Genomic DNA, 19,346 nt, shown 5'->3' on the forward strand with positions numbered 1-19,346 from the left:
TAGGTTTAGCTGTTTTTAATTAAAAAGTCTGTCCTCAATACATTCAAGTTTAGTGTCGTTAATATTATACTTTCCTAGCCACTCCTGCATCGCCACTTGCCGATCGGTCTTGTGCATGTGGTGGTGTATACTGCCCACCAGAATGCCTAGTGCAATTCCCGCGGCAATGCTCATGCCTAGGTGTCTTTTGCGGATCACGGGACCGGCATCATCCATTTTATTCCGGGCCATCTTTTCCATGATCCCGTTATAAAAGTCTTCACGTACTTCCCTTACCTTGTCCTTCTCGATGATCTCTTCAACTTTCATGATTTTCTCTCTCTTTGGTTATATGACAGACTTCATTTTAAAAACTTGCGCTGGCAAGATACTTTTTTTCATTATTTTGTGATATTTTTTGTAGAATCCCTGTTTATTTCTAGAGAATCGGATTCTATGTTCTTGTAGTGGTGAAACTTAGGGCATCTTTTACATTTTTCTTGATCCGTGCATTTTTCTGCACATTCCGCACAATGTTTGTTGATCTCCAATAAATCGATGAACATTTTTTCGAGTTTTTTTGATTGTTCCGGGGTGCATACCTTTTTTATATTGAGTAAATGTCGGGCCGTTTGTGTCTTCAATGCTTTATGCAAATGTCCCACGGACGTGGCAATTTTGTTCAGCTCTTCCAAGGAGGGGTTGGGTTTTGCCAGTTCGTTCAACATCTGATAGCGTCTTTGACAGAGTAATTTTAAAACGGTTTGATGCCTTCTCAAGACGATTGAATCCAATTCATTAATGAGTTTATATTGTTCATCCGTGAAATCTAATTCTTTGCGAAGGAATTCATTAGAGATGGTGGAGTCTTCATTCTTATAGATTGTTTTTTCGGGGGTAAAACAAAAGAATACGAGGAGTGCCGTATTCAACATTAGCAGAATAATGTTCACCCAGTAAATCAAATATTTTTTATTTATCTTTTTCATGACAATGTCTTTTATTTCGTGTTGAATATTTTCTCAAGATTATTTTTCGCACGGAAAAGAAGCGATTCCACGGAAGAGAGAGTAATCCCCATGACCTCTGCAATTTCCTTGTATGAAAGTTCTTCATACTTGTTTAAAATTAGCGCCGTGCGTTGATTTTCAGGAAGTCGGTCGATAGCCCGGTGTAATAATTCCAGTTGTTCCTGTTCTTCCAATAACTGTTGTTGTGGCATTTCAACCGATTGTGCCACCTCTTGTTGTTTCCATGATTCTATATCGACTTTTATGGCCCGCCCTCTGGGGGATTTGCAGTGATTAATAGACCTGTTCACTGCTATCCGGTATAGCCACGTGGATAATTTACTTTCAAACCGGAATTTACCTAGAGATTCGAAGACTTGGATAAACACGTCCTGGGCAATGTCTTCCGCCTCATCCCGATCGTGTATGAAAGCATGACAAGTGTTGACAACCATCACCTGATAGGTGTCAACCAATAACTTAAAGGCTTTCTGGTCACCTTCAAGTATCGCTTTTATCATCTCTTTCTCGCCCATTCCAAGATTTTATCGCACTTCCCGCCCGGGGAAATATCACTCAATCCATACAGGTAAATGGCATTACAACATTTGTTGTAATATCATAAAACGTTCATTTATTGATCTCAAATGTAGTAAAAATATTGAATGTTCAAAAAACAATGTTCATTTTTAATATATACTGATTGTCAGTAATCTGCATTAAAGGACTTGTGTTTAGATAATTATCCGGCATCCTTTTTTTAATGTATCATTTATTGAACGTTTTTTAAAATAGAGGAAAATGTTTAACTCCTGGACTGCGTAAGGCCTACCTTGCGATTGTGTTATTTAACTGGTGCTAGATAAGTGCGTTTGTCTGTCGGGGAGAGAGGTGTGTTTGTCCGGATGAAATCAATCATGGCATTTACTACTGAAATGTCTGTGTGTAGCCCTTCCCCTTTACCTGGGAAGTCATATTCGACGCTTACATAGTTATTTAATGCAACTTTATACGTGGCTTTCTTGACGAGTGGTCTGCTGTTACGGTCTTTAAAAATGACATCTGTTCCTTTTCCTTGTTCGTCTTGGACAATCGTGTAACTTCCGGGTGATACATACAGGTCTATTATGTGGTCTTCTTGATTGAAATGATTGAGTATTAATGTTTTTATATCGCTCAAAGACAATTCGTGAATGACAATATGGTTACCGAAAGGTTCTATGGAGAGAATGGTTTCTAGTGTGATGTTTCCTTGGGGAAGTTCGGAAAGACGAATGCCGCCTTGATTGTAAAAGGCAAAATCGGATGCCATTGAGTGTGTCATTGCATCTGTCACGATGTTTCCGATGCTCTCTTGAGATTTGAATGGGAGAGAGGTTGCCCCGATCACTTCTTTAAACTTGGGTTGATCAATGAAATATTTAACTTTTTGTGTCATGGAAGAATCAATCCGTGTAATCGTGTCAATCAAGCAGGATTGATACGAGCGTTCCGAGAGCTTGCCTTGTTTGAATTTTAATATGGTCAGACCGGCATATTGCAATTTGAGGCCTGTTTGACCGATCATGACATTATTTACTTCTTTCGGGGTTTTTAAGAGGGTATGGGAATGTCCCCCGATGATTATATCCAGTTCCGGCATTCGTGTGGCTAGGGTGGAGTCCTCGTCAACCCCAAGGTGCGTGAGACCGATTAGTACGTCACATTGTTGCTTTAGTGACCTGTAATCCGCTACCTTATCGAGATAATGGTCGAAAGTGATGTCCTTCAATTGTTCCGGGTTGACGCTTGGTATATGGTCAGCCCCCGTTTGTACAAGGCCTAGAAAACCGAGTCTAATACCGTCTTTCTTGATAATATAATAAGGAGGGATACTGTCGAGTTCTCCCCGGGAGGAATTGATGTTAGCGCAGACGATCGGGAAGGTTGCGTCGTTTATTCTGGCCCGAAGAGTTTTTTGTCCGAAATCGAACTCGTGATTTCCTAGCGTTCCGATCTCGTAACCTAGGTCGTTCATTAATGAGATAACAGGTAGTCCCTTTTCTTTTGCATGGTCCACGTACGGGTTCCCCGTGAATCGATCCCCGGCATCCACTAGAATCACGTTTGGATGTTTTGCCTTTATTTGTTCCACGAAAGTGGCCAGTTTGGGGAATTGTTCGATACTCCCGTGTATATCATTGGTGGATATGATCACGATCTCTTTTTCCCCTGTATTCTGACAACCGAAGAGTAATATGATCCATGATAAGACCATGCACACGTGCAATTTTGAAAGCACGGAAATATGTAGCTTGAAATAATCGTGATTCATATCATTGTATTTTCAAGCGACAAAGATAATTTAAAAGTGGAATTCTTAGTACAGGAATTGTTTCCGAAATGCCGGAATATCCACTTCGAGAGTTGTCTCCAAGAATTTCTCCACGCTACCATGTGTTGTCTTGATCTGGTCTAGTCCGGCTTGCAGAAACTCTTTCTTGACGGAGAGTACGGATTTCAAGTTGGGGTTCATGGCGATCTCTTTGGCATATTTATCACTCAAGTAAACGTTAGAGGCGAGGTAATCTTCCATGATGGTTTGTTCATCAACCCCCAAAGCATATAATATCAGAGCAGCTCCCATACCCGTGCGGTCTTTCCCGGCAGAACAGTGAAAAAGGAGGGGGAGATTTTTTTCTTGCTGCAATAGCTTGAAAAATTCTTTATAATATCCGATAAAATCTTTGTCCGTGACGAAGAGAATATTCATGCGCATCATGATGCTATCCATCTGTGTCGAGTCAAGATCGGTCAATCCCATTAAGGAGATCACGTTTCCCGGATCGATGGGCAATTTGAATTCGTTTACTACTGACACGGGCAACTTGTCCGGGGCAAATTTCTGTTCTTCTTCCCCTCTGAAATCCACGATACTTTTGAGGGGAATACTGGCTAAATAATTCAGATCATTTTCTGTCAGTTTGTGTAAATCGTCGGAACGGAAGATTTTTCCCCACCTGACAAATCGTCCGTCTTTTGTTTTTATCCCGCCTAGATCTCTGAAGTTGTAACCTCCTGCCATCGGCAGATGTCTTTCCGCGACGGTTGCTTTCCCTTCGTCCGTAATGAGTTGATAATAACGCCTTGAGAGAGAGGAAAGGGTGATTCGGTTATAACCTTGTCCTTCTGGTTCCGGGTGCTTGGCTATCGGGGTTGAAAAATCGATATTATCCACGGAAGAACCGGAATAGAGCGCCCATTTCCCGTTTGTCTCAATAGTTAGCGTGGACACTTTCGTATCCTTATCAATGGAAATCCGGATGATTCCTGAAATATCCTTTCCCTCGTATGCAGTCTCCTGTTGCATCGTGTTCTTGCATGAACAGCACACTACGGTCGTGGTCAGAATGACATAAATTACTTTCATCGTGTTACAAATATTAATCGTGTCGGTGTTTATTTTCCTGATCTTTACAAAGATGGGAAAATTCTTTAGAAAACCCGTGATATATTAAAGAATAAAAATAAACTTTTATTGTTCTTCATTCGTATAATTCTGGTGTGATTTTTGTGATAACAATGATATAAACCATTAAAATAAAGTTATGAAAGCAGCTTTGTTTTTTGAAGATAACCAACTCTGCCACCTCGGTGAAAACATCGGGAAAAAGGCGATTAAAGTATCTACAATTACGACAGAAGATGATAAAGTCGTTTCTATAAAGAATAGTGAAGTGAAAAATCGGAATATGAATTATTTTATCCAGTGGTTAGTGGACTGCGGTATAAAAATGATTTACGTCTCCGGTATTGACGAGAAAATAAAACGATTCTTTGAACAAATGAAAATCATCGTGAACGTGAAGAAACAGTCTGATAAGACTCTTTTATTGGCTGAAATTACTTCTCAAAAGTAATAAATTGGATTTTGCAGTTCATCCCGGGTCTCAAGCCCGGGATTATTTTTAGATTACTTCTATTACAATTATTTTTACTTTATCTTTGCTAGACGATAATTGCTGAGGAATAGTTATGTCATTGGAACAAGTAAAACAGTATTTTGATCGCCTTGGTTTAGGGCAACGGGTGCATGAATTGGCCCAATCGAGTGCCACCGTGGAAGAAGCGGCTGTTGCCGTGGGATGTGAGCCGGAGCGTATTGCTAAAACGATGTCTTTTCTGTTGGGGGAGGAGCCGATATTGATCGTTACGGCCGGGGATGCGAGGATTGATAATAAAAAATACAAGGAATATTTTCATCAAAAAGCGAAAATGATTCCGGGAGAGTTGGTGGAACAATATGTCGGACACGCGCCCGGGGGAGTTTGCCCTTTTGTTATTCCGGAGAAAACTCGTGTATTCTTGGATGTTTCGCTCAAACGCTTTGATATTGTTTACCCGGCCGCGGGGACGAGTAACAGTGCGGTTGAGTTATCTATCAAAGAACTGGAGGATTGTTCTCGTTCCCGGGAGTGGATTGACGTGTGCAAGGATTGGTCTAAGGAATAAATCGACTGGGTTTGCCCCAATGCGTGATGGTTAGTTTGTGCATGGCTCTCGTCACGGCAACGTAAAGCATACTTTTGTCTATAAGCGTGTTGTAGTTGGTATCGTTCGCTTGGGGAATGATCACCTCGTCGAATTCCAACCCCTTTGCCATGTGGGATGAGGTGACGATGATTCCTTTGGCGAAAGCCGTACTCTGATGGGATAGGAAATAGAGGTTGTCCGTGTACGATTTGAGTTCCTCTGTGATTTCTTGTGCTTGCATCTCGGTTTTGCATATTATCCCCAATGATTTGTAAGTTGACTTTTTGAATGTGGTAATTAATTCCGAGATAGCGGAAAGTTCTTTTTCCGGGTTCTTGAAAGAGAGAATGGTTGGCTTTTCCCCGTGTCGGGTGATGGCTTCCAGTTCTTCGTTTGTTTGGATTCTTTGTGCAAAACTCGTGATCTCGAACGTGGATCGGTAACTTTTGCAGAGTTTCATCACTTCTCCCGTGATGAATGCCTTCTGAATCATATCGGCTGTTGATGACCCGTAGGGGTTGACCGACTGACAGGTATCCCCGAGAATCGTTTTCCGACAAGGATAAAGTTTTTGAATGATCTTGTATTGTATCGGCGAATAATCTTGCATTTCGTCAATCAAGAGGTGTTTGACCCGAGAAGGGGTAGGAGTGCCCTCTAACGCTATGTGGAGATATGCCAAAGGGCCCAGATCTGCGTATTCCAATGTACGGTTCTTGCGCATTTTGAACATTTCGGGTTTCCCGATCCACGTGAAAAAGTCTTTGTAAACTTGGATGTCGCTGTTTCCGGAGAACATCTTTTGTATCTCCTTCTTTAGTAGATTCCTCTCGGCGGTTGTCGCTTTGAAATAATGTCTTAAGGCCATCATCTCCAAGATATAATCCGTCATCGTCTCGAAGCGTTTGCGCATCGGGTAACGGTTGAACCGTCGGAATTGTTCATCGATAAACTCGGCCGGAACGGTAATATGTTTGGTCAGTTTGACATCTGTTGCTTTAAAATAGTTGTTCTCCATGTAAAGAATAAACTTCTCTAATTGCGAGATGAAATCAAAGGAGGCTTTGTATTGAATCCGTTCAATAAATTCTGGTGTCGGTTTATCTAATAGTTCTGTTACTTGTTCAAAGAAATTTTGGTATTTGTATTTGTGATCAAGAACCCCCGAAAGGATTTGCTCCATGCTGGTTTCAGGAACCGTTTCTTCGCCGAGTTCCGGGAGGACGTTCGAGATATAGTCAGCGAAAACCTTGTTGGGAGAGATAATCAGAATATCTTTTGAGGTAATCTCCCCTTTTAGCGTGTAAAGCAAATAAGCGATACGATGTAAGGCAATGGATGTTTTCCCTGATCCTGCCACTCCCTGAATGATGAGCGCTTGTGCTTCTTCGTTTCGGATAATCCGGTTTTGTTCCCGTTGTATCGTGGTCACGATATTTTTCATTTTATCGTCTGCATTAGAACTTAGCTCTTTTTGCAGGATATCATCGTGAACGGTCAATGAACTCTCGATCATGTACTCCATCTTACCTTTGCGGATACGATATTGTCGTTTGAGGGAAATGTTTCCGTCAACCTCTCCGGAGGGGGAAGAATAGGACGCATTCCCTAGTTCGTGGTCGTAAAACATACTGGATATAGGCGCTCTCCAATCGTAGATTAGGTTGGCTTTTTTTACGGGATCATAGAACGTGTGAATCCCGATATATAATGCCATTGTTCCGCATCTCTCTTTACTCTCCGTGAAATCTATTCGTCCGAAATAGGGAATATCCAGAATCTTTCCAAGGCGTTTGCGTTTATCAATGACACTCTCACCTGTTGCAAAATGACGTAGGATGCTTTCTCTCATGGAGCGTATCTCGTGTGGATCGATGTCTTTATTCGACCACAGATATTCTTTGTACTCTTGTAATGTGTCAACGTGTTCCTTGACGGATTTGTCCGTGTTATTGATCGAATCGTTTATCGTGTTGATAATCTGTCGTAAATATTCTTTTTCCTGTTCTTCCGTTTTGTTGAATACCATAGACCCTTAGTTGTTTTAATTAAAATTGTGCGAAAAGAGGAACAAAGTTAATGCAACAACGTGGAGGGGGAAATAGTTATTTATAGCTATTCAATGAGTTTGATTTATCTCTTTTATTTGTATCCCTTTTACCGTAAGACGGTATTTTTGAGATCTACTGTTTGGGATTTCAGGTTTAGTCATTTCTATTAGACCTGCCTCTAAAGCTGGCTTTAGGTAATGTATTCTGAAATGTTTTCTATCTGAAAGATTTAGTTTTTCTTGGAGTTCCGATCGATTCATTTCTCTATCTAGTATTTTTATAAGGTCTTCGACTTGGGGGGTGACTTGGGGGGTGACTTGGGGGGTGACTTGGGGGGTGACTTGCGGGGTAACCTTTTCTAAAGCAGGGAATGTCATGCGTAAAAAGTTCTCTGTGAATTTGAAACATTCTTTTCCGTAACTCCTTAAAATACGGGGGATTCCGGAACCTAGATGTTCGACTAAATCCAAATCTCTGAATACTCGCATCAATTCTTTGTTGCGGGGTACGGAATATCCTTCAAAGAATTCTTTTTCGGTCATACCCTGTGGTAAACTTCCAAATGAAGTGATTTCTATTCTGTCATCAAAAAATTCAAATTTGGGAGGTATTTCTGAAGTATAATCATTGTGTACGATCGCATTAATTACCGCTTCTCGTAGGGCGACGGAATTCCATAATCTTTTTTCCTCTCGTTCTTTGGGGGTAATTCTTGCTAAGGTTTTATTTTCCACGTTGATTTTATCTAATACTTGCTTGGTCGCTTTGACTAACGAGCAATAACCATATTCATTATTCTCCATTAGGTCTACCCGATCAACCCCTTCGTATTTGGCAACTTTCATAGACATTCCATTCAAGTCGGCTAATAAATAAGCCACGTAATTATATTGTCCTTCTTCTGAGAGCAATTCAAGGTTTGATGCAAATTGTTGATTTAATGCTTTGTTAGCACCCTCGTAATATATCTTTAATTGTTCAAAAGTAAGATTCTGATTGGGTGATTTTATCTTGCCAATAGAGTTCCGGATTCGTTTGGCAAAGAGTGATTCAATCATTTTTACAGGCATTGGTTCTGCAGCTGTCCCGACTCGGATGAATGTGCCTTTTTCTGACATTCCAAGCCTTTTTATATAATAAGGTTTTTCCGGACCACTGGCAAATGTAATTTTTATTACATCCCTAGAATCAATATTTTCCGTCGCTATATCAAATAACCCCATACAAGATGGTGTAATGTTATTTTTCAAACGATCTTTGATTTTGAGCATATCGCTATCAATATCAATAACTCCGATTGCTGTACCCGTTTTTTCAATTCCGATATAGAGTACCCCTCCTTCCGGGTAATTGAGAAAGGCTACGGCTTCTTTTTCTAAATCATCAGTGAGTTCTTGTTTGTATTCTATGCGGTTTGTCTCGGAATTCATAAACTTGATATTAGCTTTAGAGATCATGATTCTTGTTTCTTACAAAGATACTATTTTGTAGCTGTTTAGTCAACAGAAATGACGACAAATACGAATTATTTCAATAGCCCTAATTCGATCCCTTTGTTGATTGCCTCGATAGAATTCTGTACTTCCAGTTTGTGTAGTAAATTCTGACGGTGAATGTTTACCGTGTGAATACTGATTTGGAGTTTGTTGGCAATCTCTTTGCTTAGTAAGCCTTTTTGAATCAAGTGTAATATTTCCGTTTCCCGTTCTGTCAGGTGGATGGTTGGGGAGGATAATAATGTCGGGGAAAATAGTTCTCCGTTTCTGAGATTGAGAACGGTACAGTCAACTTGTTCTGAATTTTTCTGATCCGGAGAAATACTCATGTTACCTAGTATGAGCCATGCTTTTCCTGAAAGTCCTTGTTCCAAAACTTGCAATCTGTTGGTTACCCTTACATATTGTTGTTTGGCGTTACGTACCCGGAAACTGTATATATTACAATAGTCGTTTCGTTGTTCCAAGGGTAGGCTATAAATAAATTGTCCCAGTTTGATCTGTAAATCCACCAATTGATCGAAGTCATCCGGATGGAACCGGGATTCTAGGTAATCTCCTTGCCTTTCCAATGTGGCAATTTTGTTTGCATCATATCCTAGTAAATCTGCGAAGTTAGAGGAGGCATATACATACTTACTCTTGTAAACATCAACAACAAACGTGCAGCTCTGACTTACTTTTGCCGTCTGGTGGAGCATGGCTTTATCCCGTTCCCACACGGCATAATCGATGTCATGTATTGATAAATGCTGTCTGGCCCACATTTCTTCCCGGGAAATATTGGTTGGTTTCATGCTAAAATATTTCTGTTCATTGATTTTCGTTATCAAATAGCCCTCTGTCCTTCCAATTCTTTATTTCTTTATCAAAATCAGAAAGATATTCTTTGTCTTGTATTAATTTGAATTTGTCGTATTCAGCGTATGCTTTTTCCTTGGCTTCTTCTGTTGATATACTTCCTGCATTTTGTAATACTTCATAATCATTCATCGAAAGGAAATTGTCTAAACGATTTTTCCAGTCAGACATTGTAGTTATTAGGTGGCGTTCTGCTCGTATTTCAGCCAGGTCAAGAAATGCGTTTGATAGGCGGTCTAGTTGCGATACTTCTTTATCGGATAGATAATTTTTAGCAATAACAGAATCGGATTTTTGTACTCGTCCGTCTGGAGCGTTCTTCCAAGTTGTTAGTCCCATATGAGGCATTTCAGTATCAGCCCTTGTGTAGATTATTTCAGCGGCGGTCTGGTGAGTTACGGCCCAATGCATCATATTCTGTACCATTTTGAAAAAGTGTTGAGTTATTTCTGATTTTGAGTCATAGTCAGCACTACATTCTGCATAAATATCAGTTATTTTTTGGTAATACCTACGTTCTGAAGTTCTTATTTCCCTGATTCGTTCTAATAAGTCATCAAAATAATCTTTACCAAAATGCTTTCCTTGTTTTAAACGCTCGTCATCTAAAACAAAGCCTTTTATCAGATATTCCTTTAATACACTGGTTGCCCAAATACGAAATTGTGTGGCTTGATAGCTGTTCACTCGGTAGCCAACGGCGATGATGACATCAAGGTTATAGAACATTTGTGGACGGTTGACTTCTCGATTTCCCTCGATTTGAACTATCCCAATTTTTCGGATAGTTGTTTCTTGTTGAAGTTCTCCCGATTCATATATTTGTTGTAAATGGTAATTTATGGTTCGAGTATCTACTCCATAGAGTTCTCCCATCTTTTTTTGAGACATCCAAAAAGTTTCACTATTGAATACAACTTCAACATGAACTTTGTTTTGTGGAGTTTTATATATTAATATATTGGAAAATAAATGATTATAAATTAGTTCAGACGTCTGTATTTGTTGTTTAAAATAGTCTCTTGCAGCCTGTACTAAAAGTTTTTTAGAATCTGCATTTTCTGTAATTATCATGCAAGCCATGCGTGATAGATGAAAGTTTTCTACTTTTCTATAAGTATTCGATCCCAGCTTAACCATTTCAACCGTTTGGTTAAAATGGTCGTTCATGTTCATGCCTCTACTTTTTGCTATTTCAATAGCTTTGTCTAAAATGCGGCTAAATTTTTGGTAAGTGCTATATCCCATCGCAGAACACAATTCTCTTGAAGTCCAATACTCTTTCCCATCCTCTGATTGTTTCTTGATTTGCTCAAAGTCGGATTGCATTCGTGATATATTGTTGTGTTCTTCCATGTTACGAAATTTGATATGGTTAATTAAGGAAATATGTGGATTGAAATTATTCCTTTTCATTCATGTGCTGTATAGTGCAAATATAATGATAAGTTATGAAATTCTCTTTGTGCCTTAAAGAATAAGATATGATTATTTTGTGGAAGTAGTAAATGTTACTATGTTGTTTTATTTTGGTCTGTTAAATTATGGAGTAATATTTGTTTTTTGTAAAAATGTTACTATATTTGTGATGTCTAACATATTCAGCGGGAGGGAAACCTGCCACTACGTAGCGGGCATTTTTTTTGCCTGTTAACTCCATACGGCGGTTCCGAACCCCCGTGTGGAGTGTTAATGCACCCACAACCGCTGAAGGTGTTAGACAACGGGACAGGCGGAACCGTTTTTTTTCGTCCTAATCTTTAATAAAAAAGGCTTATGGAGGTAAATCGTAATTGTATCTCTGCGTGTAAAAGGGGGAATCCGGCTTTAATAATTCTTTTGACTTTGTTATTAGACGAGTGGTGTAGAGCAACCATCTAATTTGTAATGAGATCGGCGTGACGGACATTCGTGTTGTGAATTGGGAATGTTCAGATCTTTCAATTTCTTCATCAGTTTTTATAGAATCCTTGTCTTGAATGGCAAGGGGGTAGTTTGTTGTGCCGTCGTTGTCATGATGGAGCGGAATTGTAATCGTTTGACTGATATGAGAATAAAATGGAATAATTAAAATAAAGTACGTTGAGAAAAGCAACGGAAGAATAGAAGAGGGAGGTATCCTCTGCCTGGAAAACTTTGAATACCATCCCTTTGTGTAATCAATCTTATCAATTAATTAACAATCAAAGTTATGAAAAAAACTTATGACAGGAAAGTTTTTAAGCGAAAGTTACTGTCGGATCGAGGGACGGTAACCGTGACAATCCGGTTATTTATGATTTTATTGTTGGGCTTCCCGCTATTGACGAGGGCCGGGACGGTGGATTCCACCCGTGTGGCGAGCCGGGAAGTGAGGGGAAAAGTGGTGGACGAGAAGAAGCTACCGATACCGGGAGTCTCGGTACGTTTGGGGGGAACGTCGATGGGAACGGCCACGGACGTGGACGGGAAGTTCAAGTTATTGATCCCGGCTGACACGGCCACGCTGGTCGTTTCCTTTATCGGGATGAAGACCGAGATCGTGAAGATTCCCCGGTTGAAAGTGGGAGTGGAGCAGAAGGAGTTGACGATCGTTTTGCGGGAAGAGGATGTAAAATTGGAAGACGTGGTGGTGACGGGTATCTTCACTCGTAAGAAGGAAAGTTTCACGGGATCGGCTTCCACTTACTCGGCTGCCGAGTTGAAAACGATGGGTACGCAGAATGTCCTGCAAAGCTTGAAGACATTGGACCCGGCTTTCGCCATTATCGAGGATAACCAGTTCGGTTCTGACCCGAACCGCTTGCCGAACATGGAAATCCGGGGGAAGTCGAGCATGTTGGGATTACGGGACGAGCTGGATGCCGACCCGAACCAGCCGTTGTTTATCCTGGACGGTTTCGAGTCAACGTTGGCAGCCATTAATGATTTGGATATAAACCGGGTGGCGTCGATCACGATCTTGAAAGACGCCGCGTCGACGGCAATTTACGGTTCAAAAGCGGCTAACGGGGTGATCGTGGTGGAAACGGTGAAACCGGAAGCGGGGAAGTTACAGGTGAGCTACAACGGGAACATGAATATCTCGATGCCCGATTTATCGAGTTATAACTTGATGAATTCAAGGGAAAAACTGGAATTTGAACGATTGGCGGGAAGGTACGACCCCACGACTTGGTCCACGACGAACGAGGTGGAATTGACCCGTTTGTATAACGAGAAATTGAAGGGAATCGAAAGCGGTGTAAACACGTACTGGTTGGCAGAACCTTTACGTGTGGGAGTGAACCAGAAACATTCACTCTACGTGCAGGGAGGTGAAGGGAATTTCCTGTTCGGTTTGGGAGCGGGGTATAACGGGATTTCCGGGGTGATGGAAAAGTCGGAGCGGGATGTGGTCAGTGGCAATATCGACTTGATTTACCGGATGTCGAAATTCCAGTTCTCGAACAAATTCTCGTTGACCTCAACTCATTTCAAGAACCCGATCGTGGCATTCAGCGCGTATGCTGCTGCGAATCCTTATTACAAGAAATATAATGACGAGGGAACGGTGGATAAATGGTTGGAATATAATGATTACTTCAAAGCTTCGAACCCGCTGTGGAACGCGAGCCAAAATAGTCGGGATAAGGGGAGTAATCTCTTGTTGAGCAATTATTTCATGGCGGAATATTTCCCCACGACTGAATGGCGGGTACGTGCCCGGTTGGGATTGACTTACGGGAATGATGACACGGAGAAGTTTTATTCCCGGAATGATACCCGATATGAGAACGTGGAAACTACTAAAAAGGGAGAGTTTCATTCAAATAACGTCCGAACAAATCAGGTTGAGGCGGAGTTAAGTGTCACGTACGCGAAAGTACTGGGAAAACACCGGATTAATTTGGTTGCCGGGGGAAATATTTCCAGTAATAAATCGCTTACACAGGGGTATTCTGCGGTAGGATTCCCGGACGGAGATTTTTCTTACCCCTCTTTTTCGAACGGTTACCCGGAATACGGGACTCCTGCATACTACGAGTCGGTTTCCCGCTCCGTGAACGGTTATTTCAACGCAGGGTATTCTTTTGACGATCGTTACTTGATGGATTTCAGTTTGCGGACGAGTGGTTCATCGGTTTTCGGTACTTCCCGGAGATACAATACGACGTGGTCGGTCGGGTTGGGCTGGAACTTGCACAAGGAGAAGTTTATCATGGATCACGTGGCATGGATTAATATATTGAAACTGCGGGCCTCTATCGGAAATCCGGGGAACCAGAGTTTTGACTCTGCGCAATCCTTGTTGACTTACTCGTTCCAGTTTGGCTCCATGAACTACTTCGGAATCGGGGCGGAATTGTCGCAGATCGGAAACCCCGATTTGGAATGGCAGATCACGGTGGATAAGAATATCGGTCTCGACGTGACGCTGTTTAATAAACGCTTTTCGTTGACAGCGGATTACTATTACAAGGTGACCGACCCGTTGTTGATCAAGGTTAGTACACCGCTTTCTTCCGGAACATCTACTTACATGACTAACGCGGGAGAACAGGTGTCACAGGGATTAACGGCGTCGGTATCCTATTATATTTTCCAGAATTTCGAGAAGCGTTTCTCGTGGATGGTGCGGGCGAACGTGCGAACTCAGAAAACCCGGATTGACAAGATTGGGAACAAGCTCTCCACGTTGAACGCCAGTGGAAAGGGAGAAAACACGGTGAGGTATTATGACGGGGCAGACCCGGATGACATTTGGGCGGTAAGGTCTGCGGGGATTGATCCCTCGAACGGGAAGGAATTGTTCTATGCCAAGGACGGGAGTTACACGTACGATTTCTCGTATGATGATGAGGTGATCTGCGGGAATACCCGTCCGGACGTGGAGGGTGTGATCGGTTCATCGTTGAACTGGAAAGGATTTTCCGTGAGCTTGAATTTCCGTTACCAGATGGGGGCTGACGTGTTTAACGAGGCTCTTTATAACAAGGTGGAAAATATTTCGAGAAATGATCTGAACAAGAACCAGGATAAGCGGGCGTTGTACGAGCGTTGGCAGGAAGTGGGGGATATCGTGCATTTCAAGGATATTGCCAGCGCGGAGACGACCCCGATGTCTTCCCGTTTCGTGCAGGAAGAGAACGTGTTGACCTTGGAATCCATTTACGTGGGATACGAGTTCTATGACGGATGGATCAAAAAAATAGGGTTAAGTAGTTTGAAGATTCAAGCATCCATGCGTGACGTGTTCCGGGCATCGACGATTCGGTCCGAGCGAGGAATTGCCTATCCTTTTGCCCGGAGTATGGAGGCAGGGTTTTCGTTTAATTTTTAAAGATGAATGGTTATGAAATTATGGAATATCATTTGGATCGGGGTTGTACTCGTTTGTGGTGTAGGATGTTCGGATTTTCTGGATGTTCAGCCCAAGGATAAACAGTCTGAGGAACAGTTGTTTTCGACGAGAGGAGGATTCTACACGGCGGTAAACGGGATATATAACAAGGTGGCCTCCACGGCTCTTTACGGGAAAAATCTTTCTTACGAGTTGGTGGATGTGATCTCGAAACGGTACGCACCGTTACAATCAAACACGTACTTGACAGCGTTGAGTACCTTCGATTACACGGAGACTTCGGTGCAGACCGGGTTATCGAACACGTGGACTGCGGCTTACAATACGATTTTGAATTGTAATGTGGTGTTGGATAATCTTGAAAAGAGTGATGGCGTGTTGTTGCCTCCTGAATACCGGATGTTGAAAGGAGAAATGCTGGCTCTCCGTGCCTTTTTGCATTTTGATATGTTACGTTTGTTCGGTCCGGTTTACAAACTTCATCCGGAGATGGAGTCAATCCCTTACAACGAATCATCGAGAGTGTCAGCCTTACCTTTATTGACAGCCGATTCGGTGATGCATGAAAAAATTCTACGGGATTTGGATGTGGCCGAGAGTTTATTGGCGGATAGTGACCCGGTGATAGAAAACGGACCGATGGCGTCGCAGGAGGGGGATTTGGATGTTTACCTGCGCTATCGCCAGTTACGGATGAATTATTATGCCGTGTTGGCATTGAAAGCGAGGGGGTACCTGTATGCAGGTGAAAATACAAAAGCCTTGGCAGTAGCTCGTAAGTTATTGACGGATCCGAAGGTGGATGAACATTTCCCGGCCGTAGATCCCAATAAACTGCTGGCGAATCAGGATAATCCGGACCGGGTGTTCTCTACGGAAGTGCTGGCAGGAATCTATGTAAAAGATCGGGCCGATATTCATACTACTTATTTCAGTTCGGAACAAGCGGGAACGAATTACCTGCATCCCCGAAAGAATTACGTGAACACGAACCTTTTTGCGGAAGAAACGCAGGATTACCGTTTCCAGTCGTGGTGGCGCACGGCCTCTAACGAGAGTGAGGGCGGGTATGACTTTATCAAGTACGAGGAGATTGCTAAACCTACTCAAGCGGGAGAGTCCGAGTATTTCTATGCTGTTTTCATGTCGTTGATTCGGTTGAGCGAGGTGTATTATATTGCGGCCGAGTGTGAACCCGTGCTGGCAGATAAATATGGTTGGTTGAATAAGATACGGGAACGCCGGGGTTTGAGCACCTTAACCGTGGTTTCGGATGAAGATTTCATGAAGCGTTTGCGTACGGAATATTTGCGGGAGTTCATGGGTGAAGGACAGATATTCTTCATGTACAAACGGTTGTATGCCCATCTCCTCAGCGATGAGAACGGGAATGATGCAAATGCTTATGAAGCCCGGGAAGAGTGTTACGTGTTACCATTACCTTCCGGGGAAATCGCTAATCGTTAAATTGTAAGGTTATGAAATGGAAAATGATATTGTTTGTTTTAAGCTTGAATATTGCTTTTAGTGCTTGTGAAAAGAAAGATATTTCGGTATTCTCCACGGATGATACCGGGATCTATTTCCAAATGATAAAAGGGCATTACGGGACGAACACGGAAGTGTATATTGATTCACTGGACTTTTCTTTCGCTTCGGTTCAGGCTTCTATAAAAGACGTGATTCTTAACGCCACGGTTCGGACGATGGGGAAGGTGGCCGATCATGACCGTCCTTTCAAAGTGGTCGTGGATAAAGAGGGGACGACTGCCATAGAGGGAGTGCATTACGAGATTAACGTGGACACGGTGGTGGTTCCCGCTGGGGAAAGCAAGGCGGATGTCAACGTGCGTTTCTTCCGGACTGATGATTTAATGGAAAAATCGGTCCGTCTGGCTCTTCGTTTGGAAGATAACGAGTATTTCAAGTGTTATTTCCCGGAGTATAAGAACATGAATACCTACACGGCCACGGGAGTGCAGATTCACGGGGATTCATTCTCTTTCACGTTGAGCGAAATGTATACGATTCCTTGGTATTGGAGAGCTATTATTGAAACCGATTATTTCGGAGAGTGGACGCCTAAAAAGTTCGTGCTTATCAATACGGTTTGTGGTTTTACCATGTCAGATTGGAATAGTGCAGGAGGGACTGGGGCCAAAATAATATACGGGCGTTGTGGCTTTTTTGCGACGATGGTTCAAAAGTATTTGCAGGAACAGGCGGATGCCGGAACTCCGGTACTGGACTCGGATGGGAAATATATGCAGCTTCACCCGGATTACGCGGTGGATTATTCCCGGTATGAATAATATTAAAAAGTGATGTTATGAAAATAAATCGTATGATACTGTTTTTGTTTGGTGTTTCTCTTTGTGGCTGTTTTGACGATAAGGGAAACTATGATTACCGTGATATGGCGGATATAACGATAGAGAATGTCCCGGAGGTGATCGAGGTGTTGGGAAATTCCGATCGTATCATTGTGACCCCGAAAGTGATCTCTTCTTTGGATGGAGAGGTGAAGGAGGATAATGGCAATTTCGAGTTCTCGTATAAAATCGAGAAGAAATCCGGGGGAACGATGGTTGCCGGGCAGAAGTGGGTGGATTTGAATCCTTCGAAAACCTTAAATTTGGACACGCTGGCGGCTTTTGCGGCCGACACGTATGTCGGGTGGTTTGCCGTGACAGACAAGCGTTCGGGGGTGCAGACGTCGACCACTTTTGATATTAAAGTGTCTTCCCCGACTTACGAGGGATGGATGGTGTTGTGTAACGAGGGTGAACAGGAACGGGTGCGTATGGATATGATTTCGGTGATCTCTGCGGAACGGGTTATTCCGGCTTACAATGTGTTGGCACCCTTGGGATTCCCGGAGGTGAAACACGCGAGAGGGATCGGTTTCTATCCAACCCGACTGGCGAATCCGGATGACGTGATCTACGTGATGTCGGAAGAGGGAACGTATAAATTGAACAAGGAAACGTTCAAGACAGATGAATCTTGGAATATGAATAACGTGGATTTCATTATTCCTCCGACTGATGAGCATGTCGTGTATTATAACACGGTGAATAGTAGTAATGCCTCGGCTGCATTGGCCTGTCTTTGCGTAACGGATGCCGGAAATGCCTACGCGCAGGTATTGAGTACCCCCGGGGCTGCTTTCGAGAAACCGATCAATACTTCCGCCCGGGGAGAAGCACCGACTTACCGGGTTGCCCCGTACATCGGGGTAAGCATGGCTCGTCCCGGAAATGGGAAAGCGGCTATTTTCTATGATGTGGATAACCAGCGTTTTATGGGATGGAAACAAGGATATGTAGACTTTTTGATGCAGGTATTGAATCCTATCCGGGATAAGGATGGGGCTTTGTTTACATTTAAAACGGGAATGGATTTGGTGTATATGGAGAGTACCCGTTATTCCAACGGATTGGTATACGCAATCTTACAGGATGCTGTGGGGAAACGTTGTATTTACGGTATCAATATGTCTGGTAACGGGTATGTTCCGGAATCGAAGTACGAGGATTTGAATGCTCCCGATTTTGATAAGGCGACGCTCTTTGCATTCCATTCTCAATTCCCTTATATGTTCTATGCCGTGGGAAATAAGATATATCTGCATAACTTGGGAACAAACACGACTTATCCGATGAATAATATTGCTTTAGGGGAAAACGAGACGGTTACGATGTTGAAATTTAACCTGTACAGGCAATGTTCATTGAAAGATCTGAACAACCAGTCGGAGGAATTTATGGCCCGGCAGTATGAACTGATGGTAGGCTCTTATAATGCTGCGGCACCGGATAACAATGGTGGTAGATTGGGATTTTACCCGGTGGATGGGGTGAATAACAGCGTGACGAAAAGGATCGAGTATAGCGGTTTTGCGAAGATTCGGGATGTGGTGTATCGTGAACGACGGTAAGTAGTAGTAAATCAAAATGTAGCAATGGGGCTATCCAAAAAGTTATTTTTCAAACTCCCTCCCCCCTTCGGGGTACTCCCTCTATAAACAGAGGGATAGTTGAAATACTCCCTTTCTTCGGGAAGAGTCACCAGCTCCTCCTCTGTTTATAGAGGAGGTGGCACGAAGTGACGG

General features: G+C 42.5%; 15 protein-coding genes. 6 read left to right on the plus strand and 9 right to left on the minus strand.

What is annotated here, in order from left to right:
• Positions 1–15 precede the first annotated feature (15 nt).
• The 5 genes from AB5542_RS01325 to AB5542_RS01345 form a co-directional block, all read right to left on the minus strand.
• Positions 16–309, minus strand: coding sequence for a hypothetical protein (locus tag AB5542_RS01325; RefSeq protein ID WP_087421633.1), 294 nt, complete (start codon positions 307–309; stop codon positions 16–18).
• Positions 310–380: 71 nt separating this feature from the next.
• A complete protein-coding gene (locus tag AB5542_RS01330) occupies positions 381–968 on the minus strand; it encodes a Spy/CpxP family protein refolding chaperone (protein ID WP_087421634.1) in 588 nt (195 codons plus the stop codon).
• A gap of 11 nt (positions 969–979) precedes the next feature.
• Positions 980–1,525 carry an RNA polymerase sigma factor gene (locus tag AB5542_RS01335; protein WP_087421635.1) on the minus strand — a complete coding sequence of 182 codons (546 nt, stop codon included), beginning with the start codon at positions 1,523–1,525 and terminating at the stop codon, positions 980–982.
• A gap of 308 nt (positions 1,526–1,833) precedes the next feature.
• A complete protein-coding gene (locus AB5542_RS01340) occupies positions 1,834–3,303 on the minus strand; it encodes a bifunctional metallophosphatase/5'-nucleotidase (RefSeq protein ID WP_279040519.1) in 1,470 nt (489 codons plus the stop codon).
• A gap of 45 nt (positions 3,304–3,348) precedes the next feature.
• Complete coding sequence (locus AB5542_RS01345; protein ID WP_279040518.1) at positions 3,349–4,398, minus strand: tyrosine-protein phosphatase; 1,050 nt, start codon at positions 4,396–4,398, stop codon at positions 3,349–3,351.
• Positions 4,399–4,576: 178 nt separating this feature from the next.
• On the opposite strand from AB5542_RS01345, the gene AB5542_RS01350 reads away from it, so the two are divergent.
• Positions 4,577–4,888 carry a hypothetical protein gene (locus AB5542_RS01350; protein ID WP_087421638.1) on the plus strand — a complete coding sequence of 104 codons (312 nt, stop codon included), beginning with the start codon at positions 4,577–4,579 and terminating at the stop codon, positions 4,886–4,888.
• 115 nt (positions 4,889–5,003) lie between these two features.
• Positions 5,004–5,480: a YbaK/EbsC family protein gene (locus tag AB5542_RS01355; RefSeq protein ID WP_279040517.1), complete on the plus strand. Its 477-nt coding sequence runs from the start codon at positions 5,004–5,006 to the stop codon at positions 5,478–5,480.
• Here AB5542_RS01355 and AB5542_RS01360 read toward each other — a convergent pair.
• The 4 genes from AB5542_RS01360 to rhuM form a co-directional block, all read right to left on the minus strand.
• Positions 5,470–7,530 (minus strand): HelD family protein, encoded by a 2,061-nt coding sequence (locus AB5542_RS01360; RefSeq protein ID WP_279040515.1) that lies wholly within the window; start codon positions 7,528–7,530, stop codon positions 5,470–5,472. The genes AB5542_RS01355 and AB5542_RS01360 overlap by 11 nt on opposite strands.
• Positions 7,531–7,620: 90 nt before the next feature.
• Entirely contained in the window at positions 7,621–8,982 is a 1,362-nt protein-coding gene (locus AB5542_RS01365) for a Fic family protein (protein WP_270544743.1), read from the minus strand.
• 95 nt (positions 8,983–9,077) lie between these two features.
• Complete coding sequence (locus AB5542_RS01370) at positions 9,078–9,845, minus strand: response regulator transcription factor (protein ID WP_279040512.1); 768 nt, start codon at positions 9,843–9,845, stop codon at positions 9,078–9,080.
• A gap of 16 nt (positions 9,846–9,861) precedes the next feature.
• Entirely contained in the window at positions 9,862–11,265 is a 1,404-nt protein-coding gene (gene rhuM, locus AB5542_RS01375; RefSeq protein WP_279040511.1) for a RhuM family protein, read from the minus strand.
• Positions 11,266–12,100: 835 nt separating this feature from the next.
• On the opposite strand from rhuM, the gene AB5542_RS01380 reads away from it, so the two are divergent.
• Genes AB5542_RS01380 through AB5542_RS01395 form a run of 4 tightly spaced genes read left to right on the plus strand, consistent with a single transcriptional unit; the run spans position 12,101 to position 19,172 of the window.
• On the plus strand, positions 12,101–15,211 hold the full coding sequence (locus AB5542_RS01380) for a SusC/RagA family TonB-linked outer membrane protein (protein WP_279040508.1): 3,111 nt from the start codon (positions 12,101–12,103) through the stop codon (positions 15,209–15,211).
• A 12-nt stretch (positions 15,212–15,223) separates the two neighbouring features.
• Entirely contained in the window at positions 15,224–16,699 is a 1,476-nt protein-coding gene (locus AB5542_RS01385) for a RagB/SusD family nutrient uptake outer membrane protein (protein ID WP_279040506.1), read from the plus strand.
• A gap of 11 nt (positions 16,700–16,710) precedes the next feature.
• Positions 16,711–17,544, plus strand: a complete 834-nt coding sequence (locus AB5542_RS01390; protein ID WP_279040505.1) for a DUF4843 domain-containing protein — start codon at positions 16,711–16,713, stop codon at positions 17,542–17,544.
• A 17-nt stretch (positions 17,545–17,561) separates the two neighbouring features.
• Positions 17,562–19,172 carry a PKD-like family lipoprotein gene (locus tag AB5542_RS01395; RefSeq protein WP_279040504.1) on the plus strand — a complete coding sequence of 537 codons (1,611 nt, stop codon included), beginning with the start codon at positions 17,562–17,564 and terminating at the stop codon, positions 19,170–19,172.
• The last annotated feature ends 174 nt before the right edge of the window (positions 19,173–19,346 follow it).

This window comes from Butyricimonas sp. RTP31003st1_G1_RTP31003_210430 (assembly GCF_040920905.1).
GTDB lineage: Bacteria > Bacteroidota > Bacteroidia > Bacteroidales > Marinifilaceae > Butyricimonas > Butyricimonas paravirosa.

Excerpts from the sequence above, each read along its gene's own strand:
- AB5542_RS01390 (WP_279040505.1), top strand. The coding sequence starts at position 16,711 with ATGAAATGGAAAATGATATTGTTTGTTTTAAGCTTGAATATTGCTTTT.
- AB5542_RS01370 (WP_279040512.1), bottom strand. The coding sequence starts at position 9,845 with ATGAAACCAACCAATATTTCCCGGGAAGAAATGTGGGCCAGACAGCAT.
- AB5542_RS01385 (WP_279040506.1), top strand. The coding sequence starts at position 15,224 with ATGAAATTATGGAATATCATTTGGATCGGGGTTGTACTCGTTTGTGGT.
- AB5542_RS01335 (WP_087421635.1), bottom strand. The coding sequence starts at position 1,525 with ATGGGCGAGAAAGAGATGATAAAAGCGATACTTGAAGGTGACCAGAAA.
- AB5542_RS01355 (WP_279040517.1), top strand. The coding sequence starts at position 5,004 with ATGTCATTGGAACAAGTAAAACAGTATTTTGATCGCCTTGGTTTAGGG.
- AB5542_RS01395 (WP_279040504.1), top strand. The coding sequence starts at position 17,562 with ATGAAAATAAATCGTATGATACTGTTTTTGTTTGGTGTTTCTCTTTGT.
- AB5542_RS01345 (WP_279040518.1), bottom strand. The coding sequence starts at position 4,398 with ATGAAAGTAATTTATGTCATTCTGACCACGACCGTAGTGTGCTGTTCA.
- rhuM (WP_279040511.1), bottom strand. The coding sequence starts at position 11,265 with ATGGAAGAACACAACAATATATCACGAATGCAATCCGACTTTGAGCAA.
- AB5542_RS01330 (WP_087421634.1), bottom strand. The coding sequence starts at position 968 with ATGAAAAAGATAAATAAAAAATATTTGATTTACTGGGTGAACATTATT.
- AB5542_RS01380 (WP_279040508.1), top strand. The coding sequence starts at position 12,101 with ATGAAAAAAACTTATGACAGGAAAGTTTTTAAGCGAAAGTTACTGTCG.
- AB5542_RS01350 (WP_087421638.1), top strand. The coding sequence starts at position 4,577 with ATGAAAGCAGCTTTGTTTTTTGAAGATAACCAACTCTGCCACCTCGGT.
- AB5542_RS01340 (WP_279040519.1), bottom strand. The coding sequence starts at position 3,303 with ATGAATCACGATTATTTCAAGCTACATATTTCCGTGCTTTCAAAATTG.
- AB5542_RS01360 (WP_279040515.1), bottom strand. The coding sequence starts at position 7,530 with ATGGTATTCAACAAAACGGAAGAACAGGAAAAAGAATATTTACGACAG.
- AB5542_RS01325 (WP_087421633.1), bottom strand. The coding sequence starts at position 309 with ATGAAAGTTGAAGAGATCATCGAGAAGGACAAGGTAAGGGAAGTACGT.
- AB5542_RS01365 (WP_270544743.1), bottom strand. The coding sequence starts at position 8,982 with ATGAATTCCGAGACAAACCGCATAGAATACAAACAAGAACTCACTGAT.